Below are 19,420 nucleotides of genomic sequence, written 5' to 3' on the forward strand. Positions count from 1 at the left end.
CATGACAGACCATCCGCACCGTGCACATTCGTGCGACGGCGCCTGAAAACACAAAACCGGCACGAGGCCGGTTTTGTGTTTTGAAACTGGTCGGGGAGACAGGATTCGAACCTGCGACCTCTACGTCCCGAACGTAGCGCTCTACCAGACTGAGCTACACCCCGAAGGAGCCGCGTATGTTACATAGGGAATGCGGAATCGGCAAGCATTCAGCGAAATATTTTTACTGCTGCGATTGGCTACGCCCGGGCTCGCGGGCTTCAAACCACATGCCGTTGAGCACGCCAGCCAAGGCCGCCAGGCCGGTGCCCAGGATCCATGCGAAATACCACATCGGTGTTCTCCTCAAGTGACGTCGATCAGCGTGAAAGGGTGAAGCGGCATTGCGGCTGCGATGCGCATCGCAGCGGCGACGAGACGAGACGAACTCAATATGCGTTTGGATTGACCGCCATTTCGTCGGCAGTGACCTTGCCCTTGAGCACGCGATAGACCCAGCTCGTGTAGACCAGCACGATCGGCAGGAACACGCTGGTTGCCAGCAACATGATCCAGAGCGTCAAACGGCTGCTGGAGGCATCCCACACCGTCAGGCTTGCGCTGGGTGCGGTGGAAGAGGGCAGCAGAAACGGAAACAACGCAAAGCCGACAGTGAAGATGATGCCGACGATGGCGCAGCCCGAGGCGATGAACGCCAGGCCGCCGCGACGTACACGCAACAGCAGCGCATTCATCGCCAGCCCGACCAGGCCCACCAGCGGCGCGATCAACGTGGCCGGCATGCGGGTGTAGTTGTGCAACCAACCGCCGGCGGCCGTGAGTGCTACGGTCTTGGCCAGCGGATTGGTGGGTGCATCGGTGGCCAACGCCGAGGTCACCGCATAGCCGGGCAATCCCAGTGACACCCAGGCGCCGGCGGCCACAAACACTGCCACTGCACAGAGCGCGGCGATGCTGCCGAACCGCGCCGCACGTGCGGCCACCGGTCCGTCGGTCTTGAGCACCAGCATCGCCGCGCCGTGCGCCATCAGCATCGCCACGCTGAGCAGCCCGGCGAGCAGCGCGAACGGCGTCAGCAGCCCGAACAGGTTGCCGGTGTAGAACGTGCGCATGCTGTCGTCGAAGTGGAACGGCACACCGAGCAACACGTTGCCGACCGCCACGCCCATGATCAGCGCCGGAATGCAGCCGCCGACAAACAACGCCCAATCCCAGTTGTTGCGCCAGCGCGGCCCGGCCAGCTTGCTGCGGAACTTGAAGCCGACCGGGCGCAGGATCAGCGCGAACAGGATCAGGAACATCGCCAGATAGAACCCGGAAAAACTCACCGCATACAACGGCGGGAATGCAGCGAAGATCGCACCGCCTCCCAGGATCAGCCACACCTGGCTGCCTTCCCAGACCGGGCCGATGGTGTTGATCACCAGGCGCCGTTCGGTATCGTTGCGGGCGACCAGCGGCAACAACGTGCTGACGCCCAGATCGAAGCCGCCCATCACCGCGTAACCGGACAGCAACACGCCCAGCAGCAGCCACCAGATCAGGCGCAGCGTGGTGTAGTCGAGCAAGATGAAATCCATGGTGTCTCTCCTGGCTTACGGTGCGCCGGTGCGCAATGGGGCGTTGGGTGTGGACGCGTGGGGCGAGCTGGTGTTCGGTGACGGGATGGTGTTGCTCGGCGGAAACAGCAGGTCCGGGCCTTTGCCGATCGTCTTCAACGACAACCTGACCGCGATCACCAGCAGCGTGGTGTACAGCGCGGTGAAGCCGACCAGGGTCAACAGGATTTCGTACAGATCCAGGCCCGATGCCGCATAGAAAGTCGGCAGCACGCCTTCCACCGCCCACGGCTGGCGGCCGTATTCGGCCACGAACCAACCGCACTCGATCGCGATCCACGGCAGCGGCAGGGTCCACAGCGCCACGGTCAGAAACCAGCGCTTTTCCTGGAAGCTGTGCTTGCAGGCGAACCAGAATGCGACGGCGAAAAAGGCGATCAGATAGATGCCGATGGCGGCCATGATGCGGAAGGTCCAGAACAGCGGCAGCACGCGCGGCACCGTGTCCATGGCGGCCTGGGCGATCTGCTCGGGCGTGGCATTGCCGATATCGTCGCGATAGCGCTTGAGCAGCAGGCCGTGGCCCAGATCCTGCCAATGTGCATCGAAGATCGTGCGCGCGTCGGCGTCGTCCTTGTTGGCGCGGATACGCTGCAGCGCGCCGTAGGCGATCTGACCGCCGCGGATGCGGTGTTCGGCGCGTCCGACCAGTTCCAGGATGCCGGGGATCGGCTGGTCCAGCGAGCGCGTGGCGATCAACCCCATCAGATACGGAATCTTGATCGCGTAGTCGTTGGTATGGGTCTGCTGGTTGGGAATGCCGAAGGCGGTGAAGTCGGCCGGCGCGGCTTCGGTTTCCCACATCGCTTCGATCGCCGCCAGTTTCATTTTTTGATGTTCGTTGGCGGCATAGCCGCTCTCATCGCCGAGCACCACCACCGACAGCGACGACAGCAGGCCGAACGCGGCAGCCACCGCGAACGAACGCCGCGCCATCTCCACATGCTTGCCGCGCAGCAGGTAGAACGCGCTGATCGACATCACGAACACCGCACCGAGCACATAGCCCGCGCTGACGGTGTGCACGAACTTGGCCTGCGCCACCGGGTTGAACAGCACCGCCATGAAGTCGACCACTTCCATGCGCATGGTGTCCGGGTTGAACACCGCGCCGGTCGGATTCTGCATCCAGCCGTTGGCGATCAAAATCCACAACGCCGAGAAGTTGCTGCCCAGCGCCACCAGCCAGGTGGTGGCCAGATGCTGCACCTTGCTCAGCCGGTTCCAGCCGAGGAAGAACAGGCCCAGGAAGGTCGCTTCCAGGAAGAACGCCATCAACCCTTCGATCGCCAGCGGTGCGCCGAAGATATCGCCCACGTAATGGCTGTAGTACGACCAGTTCATGCCGAACTCGAACTCCATCACGATGCCGGTGCCCACGCCCATGGCGAAGTTGATGCCGAACAGCACGCCCCAGAACATCGTCATGCGCCGCCAGATGTCCTTGCCGGTCATCACATAGACGCTCTCCATGATGCCGAGCAGGAACGACAGGCCCATGGTGAGCGGCGGAAAGATGAAGTGGTACATCGCGGTGACTGCAAACTGCAGCCGCGACAGTTCGACAACTGTCGAGTCGATCATGGCGGGTGGGCCTGGTTGGGTGTCGATGAAGGAATGCGTCCGATCATCTGCGCTTGCCGCGACATGCGCGTTGATCCAAATCAATGCTGTGGCGAGCGGGTGCGTCACAATGCGCAGCCCGTAGCGGCAAGTGGCGACTTACAATCGCCTGCAACACGATGTCTTCCCAGAGAGCGATGTGAGCCAGCCCAGCGTGCGAGCCAGCGAAACGCCAGCCCAGCGCCGTCAACGCGGCCAATGGCTGGATGCACTGGCTGCCCCGGCCAGGCGCGCGCGGCGCCTGGCCGGCGTGGCGGTGGCGGTGTCCGGTCTGCTGTTGCTCGCACAATCGGCGGCGATCGCCTGGTTGCTGCAGGCCGTGCTGGTGCAGCATCTGGCACTGACGCAGTTGCGCGAGGTGGGGGCGGGGCTGGTCTGTGCGTTGGTGGGCCGTGCCCTGCTCAACGCCTGGGCACAGTCGCTGACCGGCGAGGTGGCCGATGTGGCCAAGCGCGAATTGCGTGCCCGCATCGCGCGCCGCCTGGTGCAGCACGGGCCGGTGTGGTTGCGCCGGCAACGCAGCGGCGAACTGGGCGAATTGAGCCTGGCGCATACCGATGCGCTGGAGGGCTACTTCGTCGGCTACCAGCTCGCCCGCACCGAGATGACGTTGGTGCCGCCGCTGATCCTGATTGCGGTGTTTTCGGTCGATTGGGTGGTGGGCCTGGTGCTGTTGCTGACTGCGCCGCTGATCCCGTTTTTCATGATGCTGGTGGGCTGGGGCGCCGAAGCCGCCGGGCGCGATCAGCTGGGCGAACTGGCACGCATGGGCGGGCACTTTGCCGATCGCTTGAAAGGCCTCGGGTTGCTGCGCGTGTACGGACGCGGCGATGCAGAGTTGAGCGGCATTGCCGCTGCCGCTGAAGGCGTACGCGAGCGATCGCTCAAGGTGCTGCGGATTGCCTTCCTGTCGTCCACGGTGCTCGAGTTCTTCGCTTCGGTGAGCGTGGCGATCGTGGCGCTGTACTTCGGCCTGAGCTATCTGGGTATGCTCGATCTGCATGGCTTGCCGACCCTGGGCGCGGGCATGTTCTGCCTGCTGCTGGCACCGGAATTCTTCGCGCCACTGCGGCGGCTGGCCGCGCATTACCACGACCGTGCCAACGCATTGGCTGCGGTGGCTGAAGCCGAACGCCTGTTGGAGGGATTCGAGCCGCCATCGGCAACGGTGCGGGTGACCGTGCCGGCGCGCGCGCTAGAGCCTGCGCAGGCGCACGGACCGCTGTTGCAGGCACGCGATCTTGCGCTACGGCCGCCAGGCGCTCCATACACGGTGGTCGAACATTTTTCGCTGGTCTTGCAGCCTGGGCAACGTGTGGCCGTGATCGGTGCCAGCGGCAGCGGCAAGAGCACCTTGCTGGAAGGTCTGGCCGGCTGGCTTGCAGCCGAGGCGGGCAGCGTGGCGCTGCGTCCGGGCGCACGCATCGGCTATGCCACGCAGCGGCCGTATCTGTTTCACGGCAGCATCGCCGACAACCTGCGCCTGGCCGATCCACAGGCCAGCGACGCGCGCCTGCACGCGGTGGCCGACGCCGCGCAGGTACTGCGCTTTGCTGCACAGTTGCCTGCGGGCCTGGATACGGTGATCGGCGAGCGCGGCTTTGGCCTGTCCGGTGGCGAAGCGCGGCGGGTGGCGTTGGCACGGCTGCTGTTGCGTGAGCCGGACCTGTTGCTGCTGGACGAACCGACCGCCTTTCTCGACCCGGACACCGAAGCGGAACTGTTGCGCACGCTTGGGGTATTTGCGCGCGGTCGTGCGGTGGTACTGGCGACGCACAGCACTGCGGTGATGCGCTGGGCCGATACGGTGATCGACCTGCGTGGCGCAACTGTCGCAATGGAGGCGCGATGAATATCGCTCCGGCCGATCGCTTGCGTGATGTCTTTCGCCGGCATGCCTGGCGCCTGCTGCTGTCCGCATTGCTGGTGCTGGTCACGATGCTCGCCGGGGTGGGCCTGCTCGGCCTGTCCGGCAGCTTTTTGACCGCTGCGGCGCTGGCCGGCGTCGTGGGCATGGGCACCGGCTTCAATTTCTTCTCGCCCTCGGCCGGCATTCGCGCATTGACCTTTGCGCGCATCGTCTCGCGCTATGGCGAAAAGTTGATCGGCCACGATGCCACGCTGCGCATCGCCCGCGATCTGCGTGTGTGGTTCTTCGGCCGCGCGTTGCCGCTGGCGCCGGGTCGGTTATCGGCCACGCGCACCGGCGATCTGCTGGCGCGCCTGATGTCGGACATCGGCGAAGTCGATGGCCTGAGCGTGCGCGCACTGGCGCCGTTGACCGCCCTGGTGGGGATCTGGCTTGCGGGTATGGTTGCGGCCGCGTTGATGTATCCGCCTGCGGCGTGGTTGCTGGCGGTGCTCGGCGTGGTCATCGGCGGGCTGGTGCCGTGGCAGGTGGCGCGCGGCGGTGCGCAACGCGAACAAGTGCGCGCGCAGCAACGCACCGCATTGCGTACGCAGGCGTTCGAGGGACTGGAAGGTGCTGTCGATCTCGCCGCCGTCGATGCGCAAGGTGCCTGGCTGCACCAGGTCGATGCGGCGGCGGCAGCGGTGGTCGATGGCGATCGCATCCAGCGCCGTCGGCTGATCGGCGGCAATCTGTTGCACGCGCTCTGCGGCGGTATCGGCCTGGTTTGTATGCTTTGGCTGGCACTGGGTGCCGCAGGACACGGATGGATTGCGGCGGAAACGGCGGCCGGCTTGGTATTTTTGACCATGGCGCTGCTCGAGGTGTGGGCCGGCGCCGGGCTTGCGTTGCAGGCGCTGCAGGGCGCGCGCGTTGCGGCCACGCGCTTGCAGGCCATCGTCGATCAGGCACCGTCGGTCGCCGATCCGGCGCAGGCCACGGATGCACCACGCAGCGGCACGCTGCAACTGCATCAGGTCGGCTTTGCCTGGCCGGGCAGTGCACGTCCGGTGCTGCACGCGCTGGATCTGACGCTGGCGCCTGGCGAGCGTATCGCCATCAGCGGCGACAGCGGCAGTGGCAAGAGCACCTTGTCCGCACTGCTGCTGCGTTTATGGGATCCGCAGGCGGGGCAGGTGACGTATGCCGATATCGATCTGCGCCACTTTGCGCAGACGCAATGGCATCAGCGCATTGCCTGGCTGCCGCAGAACGCCCCGGTGTTTGCCGGCACGGTGCGCGATAACCTGCTCATCGGCGATACCGCCGCAAGCGATGCGGCCCTGTGGACCGTGCTGGATCAGGTGCGCTTGCGCGCATGGGCCACCGCGCAGAACGGCCTGGACACCTGGGTGGGCGAAAACGGCGCCACGCTCTCGGCCGGCCAGGCGCGCCGGCTGGCATTGGCGCGCGCATTGCTGCGCGACGCAGCGATCGTGTTGCTGGACGAACCCACCGACGGCCTGGATGTGGATACCGCGCACGCATTGTTGCTCGATCTCTCCGCTGCGCTGGGCGACCGCAGCCTGGTGATGATCACCCACGACCGCGTGCCCGACGGCGTGGTGCAGCGGCGTTATCGCATGCTGGATGGGAAAATGTGGTGCTCAGACAATTTGCCAAGCTAGGGCGGAATCGCAGGTGCCAGAGCAGTCACTGCTTGCAGATCAATCGGTTCTTACAGCGCTTCCAGACGATCGACCCAGGCATTGAAGCGTGGGCAGCTGACGCGCATTTGTGGTAGGCCGATTTGTAAGGCAATTAGCGTTCCATATAAAGGTTTGGCTTTCGCATACGTAGGCCAGCCTGCAATCAAACGTTTTGATGGCGCAGTTTCGGTTGAATTATTGATTGCTTCGGGATGAACGAACTGAGCTAGCTGTGTCTGCCAATCATCAATCACGCGAGCTGGTACACCGACGTAAGAGAATGCGGTCAGCTCGCTGAAGAGAAGCGCCTCGAACTCGTGCAGTTGCAGATAAGGAATCAGGTTTGGTTCGTTGACCCCACCGGCCAATGCTGTCTCCAGTGCGTTAACTTGTGGAGGTGAGGGCAATGCAGGGTTCCAATGCATAAAGCCTGGAAAATCGCCCGGCAGACCATAGACGTCGAACAACGTCGTCACTACGGCTTGGCGGTCCTGTTGACACCAGCGCTTCACTTGGTGGACGATTTTTCCGTAGCTGACGGCCCCGCCCTTATGCCCTTTGCTTGTCTCGATGATGCGTGCAGTTATCCAAACCTCAAAACTTGCTAGATGCGGCGCTAGTAGTTCGCGGACGAAAGTTTCTTCGGTCTGGCCTTCGACCAGGATGTTTACCCGGGTATGATTGCCTGCCATTAGCGCGGCCTCCCTCCAAAGACATTGCGCTTCCACAAATCACCCAGTGAGTATTCTTCAAGCCACTGATCCAGGGTGGTTTCTTCCAGTCGACGGAACACCGATTGATCGCCTTCTCGATCAACAATAATCACATCAGTCGTCTCGAATTGATTTAGAAGCTCGACGGACTGAGTGGAAATGATCAATTGATGGCGCTCAGCCGCGTGACGCATTAACGAGGCCAGAAGCTCAATTGCATAAGGGTGCAACCCTAGTTCCGGTTCGTCGAACAGAATTGTTGTTGGCATCAGTTCGTCTGGCTGCAACAGTACTGTCGTCAGACAGATGAAGCGGACGCTGCCGTCTGAGAGGTGGTGACCCAGAAATGGAAAGTCGCTTCCTTTCTCTCGCCATTCGAGTTGGATCGAGCTTGTATCCAGAGGGTTAGGGCGTAACTGAAAATCAGCAAAGAATGGAGCGACTAGGCGTACAGTATCGACGATACGGCGATAATTTTCCGGGAACTGCTCTCGAAGACGATAAAGATAAGAAGCAAGGTTTGCTCCGTCAGGTCGCAGGCGCTCGTTATCGTTTAGTGCGCAAGCCTGTTTGACGGGTGCTGAGTCGCTGGTGTCGTGAAAGTGATAAACAATCCAGCTTCTAACTGCCGGAACAACAAAATTCGCAATCTTGGACTGGACCCCGCTTTCCGTCTTGGTCTCACTGTGGCCAGTCCCCAGTGAGTAAAACTTGCCAGTGTAGTTCCAATAAAACGACTCCTCGGCGAAAATGAGAGAGTTGCTCTGCGTGGGCTCAAGCATGAGCCGGTAACCATTGTTTCCGAAATACATTTCCGCTGACATTTGCGGTGTTTGCTTGCGGCCATAATGAAGCATTGCATCAGGGCCGCCGCTCTTGGCGACGTAATAGCCAAGCTCGCCAGCCATTAATTTGGCGAGCATGCGGAAGAAGCCGATAAAATTGCTCTTGCCGGCCCCATTGGCACCTACGAGTACATTGAGCGGGCCTAAGCGCAAGTCATCCAGTCGCCTGATCGACTTGTAGCCTCGGATCGAAATTTTCTCCAATGGATTCATGCCGCTTACGCCAAACTTAAATTTGACCGCATCATAGCGTGATCGCCTTCAGGTCACCGTGGCGCATCAGGCCATTATGGCAACAATGCAATTGGGTCACCTATTCAGCATCTATCCAGAAAGTCACGCACCGCAGGTCCGAAGCGGGCAAAATCGACTAGAAATGCATCATGGCCTTGGGGCGAATCCAGTCCAAGGAAATGCGCATCGGCGCCGCCGGCGCGCAGGCCTTCGGCGATCTGTTCCTGTTGCTGCACCGGGAACAGGATGTCGGTATTGGCACCGATCGCCAACGCACGCGCGATGCGGATCTGCGCCAGGCCGGCCAGCACCGTGGCGTCTGTCGAAGCATCTGTGTCCGGGGGCGCGGCAATATGCGAGCCGTCGGCTTGCCGGCCATCGACACGGGCCTCGATAGCCGTCCTGTCGTTGACATACTCGGCCAGATCGAACCAATCCATCGAGCGGCTCAGATACAGATAGCAATTGGGATCGAAGAAGCGCACGAAGCGGCGCGCATGGCCTTCCAGATAGCTTTCGACCTGGAATTCCAGCCCGAACGGATCGTCGGCAGCCTGTTCCGAATCCAGCCGCACCCGGCCGAAACGGCCGTCCCATTCCAGTGCCGAGCGGTAGGTGATCACGCCGAGCTTGCGTGCCATTCGCATGCCCGATTCCGGGTAACGCGTGTCGTCGTAATGGCCGCCGTTCCAGTGCGGATCCAGGCGGATGGCTTCGCGCTGCAGCGAGCGGATGGCGATCGAGAACGGCAACGCCTGCGCGCTGCCGGAGATGTTGATATGGCTGCGCGCGATGCCGGGGTGGCGCATCAACAACGCCAATGCGGTCATGCCGCCCATCGAGTTACCGATCAGGCACGCCAGTTGTTCGATGCCCAACGCGCGCACCACGTCGGCTGCGGCATCGGCCACATCTTCGATCGATAACTCTGGAAAAGTGAGGCGATACAGCGCGCCGGTGGCAGGGTCGATCGACGCCGGGCCGGTCGAGCCCTTGCAGCTGCCCAGCGAATTGACGCAGACCACGAACCAGCGATCGGTATCGATCGGCTTGCCCGGCCCGACCATTGCTTCCCACCAACCCGGCTCTGGATTGGCGTGGTTGGCCGCCGCGTGCGCGTTGGGAGACAGGCCAGTGACGATCAATACGGCGTTGCTGCAATCGGCGGCCAAGGTTCCCCAGGTTTCATAGGCGACACGCGCGTTATGCAGCACGCCGCCGCGCTTCATCGGAAACGGCGAGGGCAGGGCGTGGAAGCGCGTGCCGGGAGGAATGAATTCAGTCATGTGGCAATTCTATCTGCCATGGCATGCGCCGGGTGCAAGGATGGGACTGGGGCGTCGGTGTGAGCCCTTGTGCTGTGTGATGCTACCGCCGCGGATCTGCGGCTCCGCCGCGCCGTCCATCACCGACGTGCGATTAGGCGCTGCGTGTTGTTGGCCGCGCTTAGTCCATTGGCCCCTGGCGAGCAACGACAGGTGGCGGACAATCAGCGGCCGATCACCAGCTCCACCGGCACGGCGGCAGGCAGTTCCACCATCACCGGCACGCTCTCGACGTCGTCGGCCTGGCGCATCGCATTGCCGCTGCGCGACACCCTGGCAAGCACCTGCACCTTGTCCAGCGACGACAGCGTGCGCGTCGGCATCGGGCTGTCGCCGTCGTCCAGGGTGATGGTCAACGGCAATGCGCTCAGCGCGTGTTTTTCCACCGCTACCGGCATCGGCGTGTCTGCGGCGCGCGCAATCACGAAGACACTGGCGTCGCCAGGCAAGCCGGTGCGTTTGGCGAATTCGGCGTCCAGCGTCACGCGCACCTGGATCCGTTTTCCGTTGGCCGTTGCTGCCGGTGCCTGGATCGGTTCCAGCTTGGCCTCACGACGTGCGGCGTTGATCTGTTCGAGCAAGCCCGGACGGGTGTTGGCATCGACCACGCGCAGCAACGGCGTCCAGGTCTCGCTGGCCTTTGCCGGCTGACCCGCCTGGCGCTGCACCACGCCCAGAAACCAGCGTGCGCGTTGATGATTCGGTTGCAGCGCCAGCGCATGTTCGAGCAGACGCGTGGCTTCAGGATCCGGGCGCCCGCTGTCATCGGCCAGCATGCGCGATTGCGCGGCAGCCACCAGCACGTCCGGCTCATCCGGACGCAACGCAACCGCGCGCGCAAATGCATCACGCGCTTCGGCAAATTTCTGTTGGCTGGACAACGAGCGCCCCAGCAATACCCAGCCTTCGGCTTGCTCGGGATTGCGCGCCAGTGCCGCGCGCAGTTGCACGATGGCTTCGTCCAACGAGCGTGGCGCGGCTGGTCGATTGGCCGGTTGCTCGATCGCGCTCGGCGTGCCGACCAACCAATACAGTGCCGCACTCGCGGCCAGCAGCAACACCGCGACGCTGGCGGTAAGGCCGCGTGCCTCTCGCCACAGCGGCCGCAGCGCCACGGCGAACGCGAGCAAGGCCAGCACCACCACCGCAACCACGAAGCCGACCATCACCACTCCTGCTCATCGGCGGGCAGGGCGGGCGCTGCAACGCTGCGTCGGCGCACCACCAACGCAACCGCGGCACCACCGAGTAACAACACCAGCAGCGGACCGAACCACAACAGCCAGGTACGTGATTCGACGCGCGGGCGATACAGCACGAACTCGCCATAGCGGGCGACCAGAAACTGGCGGATCTGCGCATCGCTGCGGCCTTCGTGCATCAACGCCAAGACCTCGCGGCGCAGGTCCTGCGCAATCTGCGCATTGGAATCGGCCAGCGACTGGTTCTGACACTGCACGCAACGCAGCTCGGCGGTCAGCGCATGAAAGCGCGCTTCTTCGGCCGCCGAGCGGTAGTGCAGCGGCGACGGGTCGCCGACCGGCTGGGCCAGAGCCAGCCAGGGCAACAGCAACAGCGTCAGCAGCCAGGCACGCATCATCGGCTGGTGTGCAGATCCGGTGCGGCGCTGGGCGAGCGCTCGATCTTGCTCAGCATCGGAATCAACTGGGTGTCGATGATCGATTGCGTGAGCATGCCGCTGTATTTCCAGCGCACCACGCCGCGCCCGTCGACCAGAAAGGTCTCCGGCGCGGCAGCGATGCCGAAGTCGATGGCGGTGCGCCCGTCCTTGTCCGCCACGACCAGCAGATACGGATTGCCCAGTTGTTCGAGCCAGCGCAAGGCATCGGCGCGCTCGTCCTTCCAGTTGTAGCCGATCACGCGCACGCGCTTGGTCAGCGCAAAGCGGCTCAGTACCGGGTGTTCTTCGCGGCAGGCCGGGCACCAGCTGCCCCACACGTTGATGATGTACGGCGCGCCGCGTAGCTCGCGCGCATGCACCACGATGCTCGGGTCGTGCAGCAGCGGCAGCGCGAACTCCGGCGCCGGTTTGCCGATCAGTGCAGAGGGCAGGGCATCGCGGTCGCCCTGACCGGAACGCACCACCGCATAGACCAACAGCGCTGCAAGTGCGAGCAGCAGCACGATGGCGCCCACGAGAACGGCAGTGGGCAGGCGGGGCGAACGTGACTCAACCATCTTGGATCTCCGGAGAACGACGAAAACGCCGGTCGGCCGCAGTGACCAGGCCACCGAGCGCCATCAGCAGCGCCCCCAGCCAGATCCAGCGAACGAACGGTTTGAGGTGGACGCGCACCGCCCAGGCCTGATTGCCCAGCGGCTCGCCAAGCGCGACATACAGGTCGCCGAACGGGCCGGGGCGGATCGCCGCCTCGGTCAAGGTCTGTCCGCCGCTGGCATAGCGGCGTTTTTCTGCATGCAGCACGCCCACCGGCGCATCGTCCTTGAATACCTGCAGGTTGGCACGATCGGAGACGTAATTGGGCCCGCGCAGTTCTTGCACGGTATCGAAGTGCAGTGCGTAGCGGCCGATCTGCACCTGCTGGCCCGGTGCCAACGCGACTTCGCGTTGCAGACTCAGCGACTCCACCAGCAAGGCACCGGCCAGAAACACCGCAACACCCAGATGCGCCAGCACCATGCCCAGCATTTCGGCAGTGAATTTGCGCCCCTTGGCTGCGCGGCGGGTCCACAGGAAGCGCGCCGTGCCAAGCAGCACCCATGCCGCGCCGGCCACGCCGACGGCGGCTTTCAGCTGGCCCTGCGGCGCCATGAACCAGGCCAGCACGCCTGCGGCAAGTGCCAGTCCTGCCCACGGTGCCAGCAGCGCCAGCGGCCGCGATGCCTGTTCGCGCTGCCAGCGCGTGAGCGGGCCGAACGGCAGCAGCGCCACCAGCGGCGCCATCAACACCACGAACAAGGTGCCGAAGTAGGGCGGGCCGACCGACAGCTTGCCCAGACCCAGCGCGTCGGCCAGCAACGGATACAGCGTACCCAGCAGCACCATCGCGCAGGCGCAGGTGAGCAGCAGGTTGTTCAACAGCAACAAGGTTTCGCGCGAGCTGCCGGCAAAGGCGCGGCGCGGGTCGTTGCTGGCAGACATGCCCGGTGCGCGGAGCGCGTACAGCAGCAACGCGCCGCCCACCACCACCAGCAGGAATACCAGGATGAACAGCCCACGCGACGGGTCGGCGGCAAACGAATGCACGCTGGTCAGCACGCCCGAGCGCACCAGAAAGGTCCCCAGCAACGACAACGCAAATGCGGCAATGGCCAGCAGCAAGGTCCAGCTGGCAAAGCTGCCGCGTTTTTCGGTGACCGCCTGCGAATGCAGCAACGCGGTACCCACCAGCCACGGCATGAAACTGGCGTTTTCCACCGGGTCCCAGAACCACCAACCGCCCCAGCCCAGCTCGTAATACGCCCACCAGCTGCCCAGCGCGATGCCGACGGTGAGCATGGACCACGCCACATTCGTCCACGGCCGCGTCCAGCGCAGCCAGCGCGCATCCATCCGGCCTTCCAGCAGCGCAGCGATGGCGAAGGCGAACGGCACCGCAAAGCCGACGTAGCCGCAATACAACATCGGCGGATGGATGATCAGCCCCGGGTCCTGCAGTAGCGGATTGAGATCGGCACCTTCCAGCGGCACCGGGAACACGCGCGCAAACGGGTTGGAGGTGAACAGCAGAAACGCCAGGAACCCAATGCTCACCAGCGCCATCACCCCGAGCACGCGTGCGATGACCTGAGCCGGCAACTGCCGCGACCACACTGCGACCGCACCGGTCCATAGCGCCAGCACCAACGTCCACAGCAGCAACGAGCCCTCGTGCGCGCCCCATACCGCCGAGTAGCGGTAGATCACCGGCAACAGACTGTTGGAATTCTCGGCGACATAGCGCACCGAAAAGTCCTGCACCAAAAACGCATGCGTCAGCAGCGCGAAGGCCGCCGCGATCAGCCCGAGTTGCACCAATGCGGCCGGCCGCGCGACCGCCATCCAGCTGGCACGTGCACGCTGCGCGCCGGCCAGCGGCAGCGCGGCCTGCACCAACGCCACCAGCAAGGCCAGCACCAGCAGGAAAGTACCGAGCTCAGGCAGCATCGGGGAGGGGCGTATGGGGGGGCAGCGATGCCCCGGTGCCGGGATCGATGACGCGATGACGATGCGCGCTCGGTGCAACTGCGGTGGAGCAGGGGGGACGCACCGCGCTGGCGTCGGCTAACCCACGCCTCTGCTGCCACCTCGGCCGTGCACCCGCAGTTGCGATCAACGCAGCTCTCCCGGTCGATCGGCTGCAGCCGGCACGTCGTGCTTGCGGTGCGCGCTGCCCATCTTGTCGGCGACTTCCTTGGGCATATAGGTTTCGTCGTGTTTGGCCAGCACATCCTCGGCCACGAACACGCCTTGCTGCATGCGGCCGGTGGCGACCACGGCCTGACCTTCGCGGAACAGGTCCGGCAGGATGCGGTCGTAGCGCACTGGCAACTGGGCGTCGCCATCGGTCACGCGGAACTGCGCTTCCAGCGAGCCGGACGCACGGCGGAACGAGCCTTTTTCGACCATGCCGCCGAGCCGGAAGCGCGCGTGCTCGCCCGCGTCGCCGCGCAGCACTTCCGACGGCGTGTACAGATAGGCGACGTTGCGCTGCAAGGCCATCGCCACCAGCGTAGTCGCCAGGCCGCCGGCCAGCACCAGTGCGATCACCAACCACATCCGGCGGCGCCGTTGCGGGTTCACCGGATCAGCTCCGCATCGCTGGGCACTGCGCGCTTGCGCTCGCGTAACCGGCGTGCCTGCGCGATCTTCAAGGCACGGCGCACCTGCCAGCGGGCGGCGATCAGATCCCACAGCAGCACCAGCCCGAACACGGCGTAGGCGGCGATGACATAGGGCAGGTAGTTCATGCCGCGCGCTCCTGCGCATCGCGCACGATCCAGGCCTTGCCGGCCTCGCGGCGCAGGTTGTCGGCGCGCGCGCGCGTCAGCAGCGATCCGGCGAACCAGAACTTGGTGCCGATCACCATCAGCCATAACGGCAGCAACATGCTCGCATCGATGCTCGACGGGCCAAGCAGGCGAATGCTCTGGCCTTGATGCAGCGAGTTCCACCACACCACCGAATAGCGGATCACCGGCAGCAGCGCCACGCCCACAATCGCCAGCAACGCGGCCGCGCGTGCGGCCTGACGGCGGTCATCGATGGCCTGGTACAGCCCGATCACACCCAGATACAGAAACAACAGGATCAGCTCGGTGGTCAGGCGCGGGTCCCAATCCCACCAGGCGCCCCACATCGGCTTGCCCCAGATGCTGCCGGTCAGCAACGTGATGACGGTGAACGCAGCGCCGATCGGCGCGCAGGCCATCGCCAGAATCTCGCAGATCTTGATCCGCCAGATCAGCGCAATCGCCGCATACAACGCCATCAGGCCGAACACGAACAGGCTCATCCACGCGCTCGGCACGTGGATATACAGAATGCGGAAACTGTCGCCCTGCTGGTAATCGGCCGGCACCGCGAACAAGGCCTGCCAGATGCCCACGCCCAGCAACACCGCAGCCAGCGCATAGCACCACGGCGCCCAGCGCGCGGTGAAACGGTCGAAGATCGGAGGCGAGGCGAGTTGATGGAACCAGCGGACGACGACGTTCATGCGATGGCAGTAGCCTTTGGAATGGCATTGGCTCTCGAAACAGCAACAACGCAGCGAAACAGCAACAACGCAGTGAGGGGAGCGGCCTACCGACAGCGCATCGACTGCACGACTCAACTCAACGAAATACGGATCGCGGCAGCCGCAGCCAGCGGTGCCAGCACCATGCCGATCACCAATCCGGCGCCCAACAACAACAACGCACCCACCGCATCCTGGCCTTGTCCGCTTGCCGCCACGCTGCCGGCCCCGAACACCAGCACCGGGACATACAGCGGCAACGCCAGCAACGCCACGAGAATACCAGAGCGTTTCATCGTCACCGTCAGCGCCGCAACCACGGCGCCGAGCAAGCTCAGTAACGGTGTTCCCAGCGCCAACGATGCCAGCAATACCGGGAGTTGGTCATGCGGCAGGTGCAGCAATTCGCCCAGCAGCGGCGTCACTGCGATCAACGGCAAGGCGCTGGTCGCCCAATGCAGCACGACACGTACCGCGATCAGCCATGCCAACGGCACCGGCGCCAGCAGCCATTGCTCCATCGAGCCGTCTTCCACATCGCTGCGGAACAACGCATCCAGCGACAGCAAGCCGGCCAGCAATACCGCCAGCCACAGCACCGCCGGCGCGGCCTGCGCCAGCAGGTCCGGGCGTCCGCCCAGGCCGAGCGCGAACAGCACCACGATCAAGAGCGCGAATAATGCCGGTTGCAGCGCATCGCTGCGGCGGCGCCACAGCAGTTGCAGGTCGCGACGCAGCAGGGCGCGACTTGCCTGCAGAAGAGAGGGCTGTGGCGAATCCAGGCTCATGCTGCCACCTCCAGCGTGAGCATGCGCGTGCGCACCGGCGGCGCCGCGTAGGCGCCGTGGGTGGTCACCAGCGCCGCACCGCCGCCGCGCAGATGCGCGGAGATCATCCGGTTGACCAACGTGATGCCGTCCAGATCCAGGTTGGCGTAGGGCTCGTCCAGCAGCCACAGCGGAGCCGGCGACAACCACAGCCGCGCCAGCGCCAGACGCTTGCGCTGCCCGGCCGACAGTTGCCGCACCAGCGCATCTTCGTAGCCGGCCAGGCCGACGATGGCCAGCGCGCTGCCAGGCATCTGCTTGGCGCGGCGGCCATGCAGGCCGCACAGAAAATGCAGGTTTTCCAACGTGCTGAGGTCGGCCTTCAGGCCCGGCAGGTGGCCCAGATAGGCCATGAAACGGCTACGGTCGCCGCGTCGGGCGGTCTTGCCATCGATCTGGATCTGCCCATGCTCCACATGCAGCAGCCCGGCCAGTACGCGCAGCAGCGTGGTCTTGCCGGCGCCGTTGTTGCCTTGCACCAGCAGCGCCTCGCCGGCGTCGACGTGGAAATCCAGCGGGCCGAACACCGGCTCCTCGTTGCGGCTGAAGGCCAGCGCGCGGGCCGCCAGCAGCGGTGGCGCAGTGTGCAGCGGATCGATCATCGGCGCAGCGGGCTCCCGTCGTCGGACGGCATGGGGAAGGACCAGGGCGGCATACGCCCCGCACAGGGCGCGCATTGTAGCGACGATGGTGGCACGCCGGGGCGGATGCGTCGGCGTTGCAGGCGGCGTGATGTGTCCGGGAACGCTGTTTTGCATCGGCCGGGCGCAACCGCCTTGCGGCTTTGCGTACACTCGCGGTCCCCCCGTTTGTTGCCCGGACAGGCCCGATGCCCCTCACGACCAAGCTGCCCAAGGTGGGCACCACCATCTTCACCGTCATGTCGCAGCTGGCGGCCGAACACGGCGCGGTGAATCTGGGCCAGGGTTTTCCCGATTTCGCAGTGCCATCGCGGCTGGTCGACGAGCTCGAGCGCGCCATGCGCGCCGGCCACAATCAGTACCCGCCGATGACCGGCGTGGCGGCGTTGCGCCTGGCCATCGCCGGCAAGGCGCAGCGCTGCTATGGCGCGCAGGTCGATGCCGACAGCGAGATCACCGTGACCAGCGGCGCTACCGAGGCGATCTTCAACGCCATCCACGCGGTGGTGCGGGCCGGCGAGGAAGTCATCGTGCTCGACCCGGCCTACGATTGCTACGAACCGGCCATCGACCTGGCTGGCGCGCGTGCGGTGCACGTGGCGCTGGATCCGCAGACCTTCGCGGTGGATTGGCAGGCGCTGCGCGCGGCGATCACGCCGAAGACGCGCCTGCTGATGATCAACTCGCCGCATAACCCCTCCGGGGCGATGCTGTCGGCGGCCGACATGCAGGCGCTGACCGAGCTGCTGCGCGGCACCGATATCTTGCTGTTGTCGGACGAGGTCTACGAGCACATCGTGTTCGACGGCCACCGTCACGAATCGGTATTACGCTGGCCAGAACTGCGCGAGCGCGCCTTCGTGATTTCCAGTTTCGGCAAGACCTATCACTGCACCGGCTGGAAGATCGGCTACGCCATCGCGCAACCGGCGCTCACCGCCGAATTCCGCAAGGTGCACCAGTACAACACCTTCACCAGCTTCGGCCCGGCCCAGCACGCCTTCGCCGCGATGATCCGCGACGAACCCGAGCACGACGAGCAACTTGGCGCGTTCTATCAAGCCAAGCGTGACCGTTTCCGCGAGCAACTGCTGACCACGCGGCTGATACCGCTGCCGGTGCCCGGCGGCTATTTCCAGCTGGTGGATTATTCGGCGATCAGTGATCTGCCCGACACCGAGTTCGTGAAGTGGCTGACGGTGGAGAAGGGCGTGGCTGCGATTCCACTGTCGCCGTTCTATGAGACTGCACCTGCCGGCCAACGTTTGGCGCGGCTGTGCTTCGCCAAGAACGATGCGACGCTGGATGCGGCGATCGAGCGCTTGCAGCAGCTTTGAGGAGCTGGGATTCGGGAATGGGGATTCGGGAATCGAAAAGGCGGTTGGTCGCTTTTCGATCTGAATCCGCAGAAAGCCTGATGCCATGAAGCCGCACGAAAACTCGCCGTCCGATTCCCGATTCCCGATTCTCCATTCCCCATTCCCGAGTCCCATATGCACGACCTCCGCATCTCGCTCATCCAGGGCGACACCCGCTGGCATGACCCGGCCGGCAACCGCGATTACTACGGCGCGTTGCTGGAGCCGTTGGCCGGGCAGACCGATCTGGTGATCCTGCCGGAGACCTTTACCAGTGGGTTCTCCAACGATGCCATCTTCAAGGCGGAAGGCATGGACGGCCCCACGGTGGCGTGGATCCGTGCACAGGCAGCAACGCTGGCTGCCGCCATCACCGGCAGCGTGCAGATACGCACCGAGCAGGGCGTGTTCAACCGCCTGCTATGGGCTACCCCGGATGGCGCGCTGCAGTACTACGACAAGCGCCATCTGTTCCGCTTCGGCAACGAGCATCTGCGTTACGCGGCCGGGCGCGATCGCCTGTGCGTGGAATGGAAGGGCTGGCGGATCAATCCGCAGGTCTGCTACGACCTGCGCTTTCCGGTGTTCTGCCGCAACCGCTTCGATGTCGAGCGGCCGGGCCAGCTGGATTTCGATCTGCAACTGTTCGTCGCCAACTGGCCGTCCGCGCGCGCATACGCGTGGAAGACGCTGCTGCGCGCACGCGCGATCGAAAACCTGTGCTTTGTGGCGGCGGTCAACCGCGTCGGTGTCGATGGCAATCAGTTGCACTATGCCGGCGACAGCGCGGTGATCGATTTTCTTGGCCAGCCGCAGGTGGAAATCCGCGAGCAGCCGCAAGTGGTCACCACCACCCTCATGGCTTCGGCCCTGGCCGAACACCGCGCGCGCTTCCCGGCGATGCTGGATGCCGATGCCTTTTTAATCAGGGATTAGCGATTAGAGATTAGGGATTGGTGCAAGCAGGAAAGCCCC

Annotated in this window: 19 protein-coding genes and 1 tRNA gene; 4 read left to right on the forward strand and 16 right to left on the reverse strand. The window is 64.3% G+C overall.

From position 1 onward, the window contains the following. Nucleotides 1-87: 87 nt before the first annotated feature. The 4 genes from GGR62_RS11860 to GGR62_RS11875 form a co-directional block, all read right to left on the reverse strand. Nucleotides 88-164: transfer RNA gene (locus GGR62_RS11860), tRNA-Pro, on the reverse strand. Nucleotides 165-223: 59 nt separating this feature from the next. Continuing rightward, nucleotides 224-334 (reverse strand): cytochrome bd-I oxidase subunit CydX, encoded by a 111-nt coding sequence (cydX, locus tag GGR62_RS11865; RefSeq protein WP_184408101.1) that lies wholly within the window; start codon nt 332-334, stop codon nt 224-226. A 94-nt stretch (nt 335-428) separates the two neighbouring features. Then, nucleotides 429-1,580 (reverse strand): cytochrome d ubiquinol oxidase subunit II, encoded by a 1,152-nt coding sequence (cydB, locus tag GGR62_RS11870; protein WP_184408102.1) that lies wholly within the window; start codon nt 1,578-1,580, stop codon nt 429-431. Between the two features lie 15 nt (nt 1,581-1,595). Next, nucleotides 1,596-3,203: a cytochrome ubiquinol oxidase subunit I gene (locus GGR62_RS11875; RefSeq protein WP_184408103.1), complete on the reverse strand. Its 1,608-nt coding sequence runs from the start codon at nt 3,201-3,203 to the stop codon at nt 1,596-1,598. A gap of 148 nt (nt 3,204-3,351) precedes the next feature. Here GGR62_RS11875 and cydD point away from each other — a divergent pair, with 148 nt between their 5' ends. Together cydD and cydC are read left to right on the forward strand one after the other, a co-directional pair. Beyond that, nucleotides 3,352-5,094 carry a thiol reductant ABC exporter subunit CydD gene (gene cydD, locus GGR62_RS11880; protein WP_184408207.1) on the forward strand — a complete coding sequence of 581 codons (1,743 nt, stop codon included), beginning with the start codon at nt 3,352-3,354 and terminating at the stop codon, nt 5,092-5,094. Next, a complete protein-coding gene (gene cydC / locus GGR62_RS11885; protein ID WP_184408104.1) occupies nt 5,091-6,779 on the forward strand; it encodes a thiol reductant ABC exporter subunit CydC in 1,689 nt (562 codons plus the stop codon). Before cydD ends, cydC begins: the two co-directional genes overlap by 4 nt. Before the next feature lie 50 nt (nt 6,780-6,829). Here the strand turns inward: cydC and GGR62_RS11890 are convergent, their stop codons facing one another. The 12 genes from GGR62_RS11890 to ccmA all read right to left on the reverse strand — a co-directional run bounded on the left by GGR62_RS11890 (nt 6,830) and on the right by ccmA (nt 17,048). After that, nucleotides 6,830-7,492 carry a DUF4276 family protein gene (locus GGR62_RS11890; RefSeq protein ID WP_184408105.1) on the reverse strand — a complete coding sequence of 221 codons (663 nt, stop codon included), beginning with the start codon at nt 7,490-7,492 and terminating at the stop codon, nt 6,830-6,832. Continuing rightward, nucleotides 7,492-8,571: an AAA family ATPase gene (locus GGR62_RS11895; RefSeq protein ID WP_184408106.1), complete on the reverse strand. Its 1,080-nt coding sequence runs from the start codon at nt 8,569-8,571 to the stop codon at nt 7,492-7,494. The genes GGR62_RS11890 and GGR62_RS11895 overlap by 1 nt, the downstream gene beginning before the upstream one ends. Nucleotides 8,572-8,675: 104 nt before the next feature. Further along, the gene (locus tag GGR62_RS11900) at nt 8,676-9,878 is read right to left on the reverse strand and encodes a homoserine O-acetyltransferase (protein WP_184408107.1); all 1,203 of its coding nucleotides are present in this window, start codon (nt 9,876-9,878) and stop codon (nt 8,676-8,678) included. Nucleotides 9,879-10,081: 203 nt separating this feature from the next. Next, entirely contained in the window at nt 10,082-11,083 is a 1,002-nt protein-coding gene (locus tag GGR62_RS11905; protein WP_184408108.1) for a tetratricopeptide repeat protein, read from the reverse strand. Next, nucleotides 11,083-11,517 (reverse strand): cytochrome c-type biogenesis protein, encoded by a 435-nt coding sequence (locus GGR62_RS11910; RefSeq protein WP_184408109.1) that lies wholly within the window; start codon nt 11,515-11,517, stop codon nt 11,083-11,085. Before GGR62_RS11910 ends, GGR62_RS11905 begins: the two co-directional genes overlap by 1 nt. After that, nucleotides 11,514-12,116, reverse strand: coding sequence for a DsbE family thiol:disulfide interchange protein (locus GGR62_RS11915; RefSeq protein ID WP_184408110.1), 603 nt, complete (start codon nt 12,114-12,116; stop codon nt 11,514-11,516). Before GGR62_RS11915 ends, GGR62_RS11910 begins: the two co-directional genes overlap by 4 nt. Then, nucleotides 12,109-14,046: a heme lyase CcmF/NrfE family subunit gene (locus tag GGR62_RS11920; protein WP_184408111.1), complete on the reverse strand. Its 1,938-nt coding sequence runs from the start codon at nt 14,044-14,046 to the stop codon at nt 12,109-12,111. Before GGR62_RS11920 ends, GGR62_RS11915 begins: the two co-directional genes overlap by 8 nt. Before the next feature lie 165 nt (nt 14,047-14,211). Further along, nucleotides 14,212-14,682 carry a cytochrome c maturation protein CcmE gene (gene ccmE, locus GGR62_RS11925; protein WP_184408112.1) on the reverse strand — a complete coding sequence of 157 codons (471 nt, stop codon included), beginning with the start codon at nt 14,680-14,682 and terminating at the stop codon, nt 14,212-14,214. Further along, entirely contained in the window at nt 14,679-14,849 is a 171-nt protein-coding gene (ccmD, locus tag GGR62_RS21230; protein ID WP_184408113.1) for a heme exporter protein CcmD, read from the reverse strand. Before ccmD ends, ccmE begins: the two co-directional genes overlap by 4 nt. After that, the gene (gene ccmC / locus GGR62_RS11935) at nt 14,846-15,598 is read right to left on the reverse strand and encodes a heme ABC transporter permease CcmC (RefSeq protein ID WP_184408114.1); all 753 of its coding nucleotides are present in this window, start codon (nt 15,596-15,598) and stop codon (nt 14,846-14,848) included. The genes ccmD and ccmC overlap by 4 nt, the downstream gene beginning before the upstream one ends. Before the next feature lie 113 nt (nt 15,599-15,711). Beyond that, nucleotides 15,712-16,407 (reverse strand): heme exporter protein CcmB, encoded by a 696-nt coding sequence (ccmB, locus tag GGR62_RS11940; RefSeq protein ID WP_184408115.1) that lies wholly within the window; start codon nt 16,405-16,407, stop codon nt 15,712-15,714. Further along, nucleotides 16,404-17,048, reverse strand: coding sequence for a heme ABC exporter ATP-binding protein CcmA (ccmA, locus tag GGR62_RS11945; RefSeq protein WP_184408116.1), 645 nt, complete (start codon nt 17,046-17,048; stop codon nt 16,404-16,406). The genes ccmB and ccmA overlap by 4 nt, the downstream gene beginning before the upstream one ends. Nucleotides 17,049-17,275: 227 nt before the next feature. On the opposite strand from ccmA, the gene GGR62_RS11950 reads away from it, so the two are divergent. Continuing rightward, nucleotides 17,276-18,424: a pyridoxal phosphate-dependent aminotransferase gene (locus GGR62_RS11950; protein WP_184408117.1), complete on the forward strand. Its 1,149-nt coding sequence runs from the start codon at nt 17,276-17,278 to the stop codon at nt 18,422-18,424. A 156-nt stretch (nt 18,425-18,580) separates the two neighbouring features. After that, on the forward strand, nt 18,581-19,381 hold the full coding sequence (locus GGR62_RS11955; protein ID WP_184408118.1) for an amidohydrolase: 801 nt from the start codon (nt 18,581-18,583) through the stop codon (nt 19,379-19,381). Nucleotides 19,382-19,420 lie beyond the last annotated feature (39 nt).

This window comes from Xanthomonas sp. 3075, assembly GCF_014197275.1.
Taxonomy (GTDB): Bacteria; Pseudomonadota; Gammaproteobacteria; order Xanthomonadales; family Xanthomonadaceae; genus Xanthomonas; species Xanthomonas campestris_B.